The sequence below is a fragment of the Pseudomonas sp. genome, assembly GCF_049590575.1.
Lineage (GTDB): Bacteria > Pseudomonadota > Gammaproteobacteria > Pseudomonadales > Pseudomonadaceae > Aquipseudomonas.
In genome coordinates this window covers 22,501-25,127 of record NZ_JBAWDE010000159.1, presented here as the reverse complement: position 1 = coordinate 25,127, position 2,627 = coordinate 22,501, and the positions used below count along the sequence as shown (strand labels likewise).

Genomic DNA, 2,627 nt, shown 5'->3' with positions numbered 1-2,627 from the left:
TTTCCAACCGCCCAAAACAAAACCCCTGCTTGCGTTAGCAAACAGGGGTTCTGGAATTTAATCTTGACGATGACCTACTCTCACATGGGGAAACCCCACACTACCATCGGCGATGCATCGTTTCACTGCTGAGTTCGGGATGGGATCAGGTGGTTCCAATGCTCTATGGTCGTCAAGAAATTCGGGTACTGAGTCGTGACCAAATGGTCTCGCTTCAGCAAATTGGGTATGTGACAGCGGGTGTTTTGTGAGGTATCAAACTTTCGGTTTGTATCGTCTTCACACACCGCAATCTGGCCTTTCGACGCAAATTGCTTGGGTGTTATATGGTCAAGCCTCACGGGCAATTAGTATTGGTTAGCTCAACGCCTCACAGCGCTTACACACCCAACCTATCAACGTCGTAGTCTTCGACGGCCCTTCAGGGAACTCAAGGTTCCAGTGAGATCTCATCTTGAGGCTAGTTTCCCGCTTAGATGCTTTCAGCGGTTATCTATTCCGAACATAGCTACCCGGCAATGCCACTGGCGTGACAACCGGAACACCAGAGGTTCGTCCACTCCGGTCCTCTCGTACTAGGAGCAGCCCCTCTCAAATCTCAAACGTCCACGGCAGATAGGGACCGAACTGTCTCACGACGTTCTAAACCCAGCTCGCGTACCACTTTAAATGGCGAACAGCCATACCCTTGGGACCGGCTTCAGCCCCAGGATGTGATGAGCCGACATCGAGGTGCCAAACACCGCCGTCGATATGAACTCTTGGGCGGTATCAGCCTGTTATCCCCGGAGTACCTTTTATCCGTTGAGCGATGGCCCTTCCATACAGAACCACCGGATCACTAAGACCTACTTTCGTACCTGCTCGACGTGTCTGTCTCGCAGTCAAGCGCGCTTTTGCCTTTATACTCTACGACCGATTTCCGACCGGTCTGAGCGCACCTTCGTACTCCTCCGTTACTCTTTAGGAGGAGACCGCCCCAGTCAAACTACCCACCATACACTGTCCTCGATCCGGATAACGGACCTGAGTTAGAACCTCAAAGTTGCCAGGGTGGTATTTCAAGGTTGGCTCCACGCAGACTGGCGTCCACGCTTCAAAGCCTCCCACCTATCCTACACAAGCAAATTCAAAGTCCAGTGCAAAGCTATAGTAAAGGTTCACGGGGTCTTTCCGTCTAGCCGCGGATACACTGCATCTTCACAGCGATTTCAATTTCACTGAGTCTCGGGTGGAGACAGCGCCGCCATCGTTACGCCATTCGTGCAGGTCGGAACTTACCCGACAAGGAATTTCGCTACCTTAGGACCGTTATAGTTACGGCCGCCGTTTACCGGGGCTTCGATCAAGAGCTTCGCGTTAGCTAACCCCATCAATTAACCTTCCGGCACCGGGCAGGCGTCACACCCTATACGTCCACTTTCGTGTTTGCAGAGTGCTGTGTTTTTAATAAACAGTCGCAGCGGCCTGGTATCTTCGACCGGCATGAGCTTACGGAGCAAGTCCTTCACCCTCACCGGCGCACCTTCTCCCGAAGTTACGGTGCCATTTTGCCTAGTTCCTTCACCCGAGTTCTCTCAAGCGCCTTGGTATTCTCTACCCAACCACCTGTGTCGGTTTGGGGTACGGTTCCTGGTTACCTGAAGCTTAGAAGCTTTTCTTGGAAGCATGGCATCAACCACTTCGTTAACTAAAAGTTAACTCGTCATCAGCTCTCGGCCTTAAGATCCCGGATTTACCTAAGATCTCAGCCTACCACCTTAAACTTGGACAACCAACGCCAAGCTGGCCTAGCCTTCTCCGTCCCTCCATCGCAATAACCAGAAGTACAGGAATATTAACCTGTTTTCCATCGACTACGCTTTTCAGCCTCGCCTTAGGGACCGACTAACCCTGCGTCGATTAACGTTGCGCAGGAAACCTTGGTCTTTCGGCGTGGGTGTTTTTCACACCCATTGTCGTTACTCATGTCAGCATTCGCACTTCTGATACCTCCAGCAAGCTTCTCAACTCACCTTCACAGGCTTACAGAACGCTCCTCTACCGCATCACTTACGTGATACCCGTAGCTTCGGTGTATGGTTTGAGCCCCGTTACATCTTCCGCGCAGGCCGACTCGACTAGTGAGCTATTACGCTTTCTTTAAAGGGTGGCTGCTTCTAAGCCAACCTCCTAGCTGTCTAAGCCTTCCCACATCGTTTCCCACTTAACCATAACTTTGGGACCTTAGCTGACGGTCTGGGTTGTTTCCCTTTTCACGACGGACGTTAGCACCCGCCGTGTGTCTCCCATGCTCGGCACTTGTAGGTATTCGGAGTTTGCATCGGTTTGGTAAGTCGGGATGACCCCCTAGCCGAAACAGTGCTCTACCCCCTACAGTGATACATGAGGCGCTACCTAAATAGCTTTCGAGGAGAACCAGCTATCTCCGAGCTTGATTAGCCTTTCACTCCGATCCACAGGTCATCCGCTAACTTTTCAACGGTAGTCGGTTCGGTCCTCCAGTTAGTGTTACCCAACCTTCAACCTGCCCATGGATAGATCGCCCGGTTTCGGGTCTATTCCCAGCGACTAGACGCCCTATTAAGACTCGCTTTCGCTACGCCTCCCCTATTCGGTTAAGCTCG

2 rRNA genes (1 of these 2 running past the window's edge) are annotated in these 2,627 nt (G+C 51.9%); both read right to left on the bottom strand.

What is annotated here, in order from left to right:
* Positions 1-61: 61 nt before the first annotated feature.
* Positions 62-177: ribosomal RNA gene (gene rrf, locus WBR57_RS11770) — 5S ribosomal RNA — on the bottom strand.
* Positions 178-326: 149 nt separating this feature from the next.
* Positions 327-2,627: ribosomal RNA gene (locus tag WBR57_RS11765) — 23S ribosomal RNA — on the bottom strand; it runs 591 nt beyond the window's last position.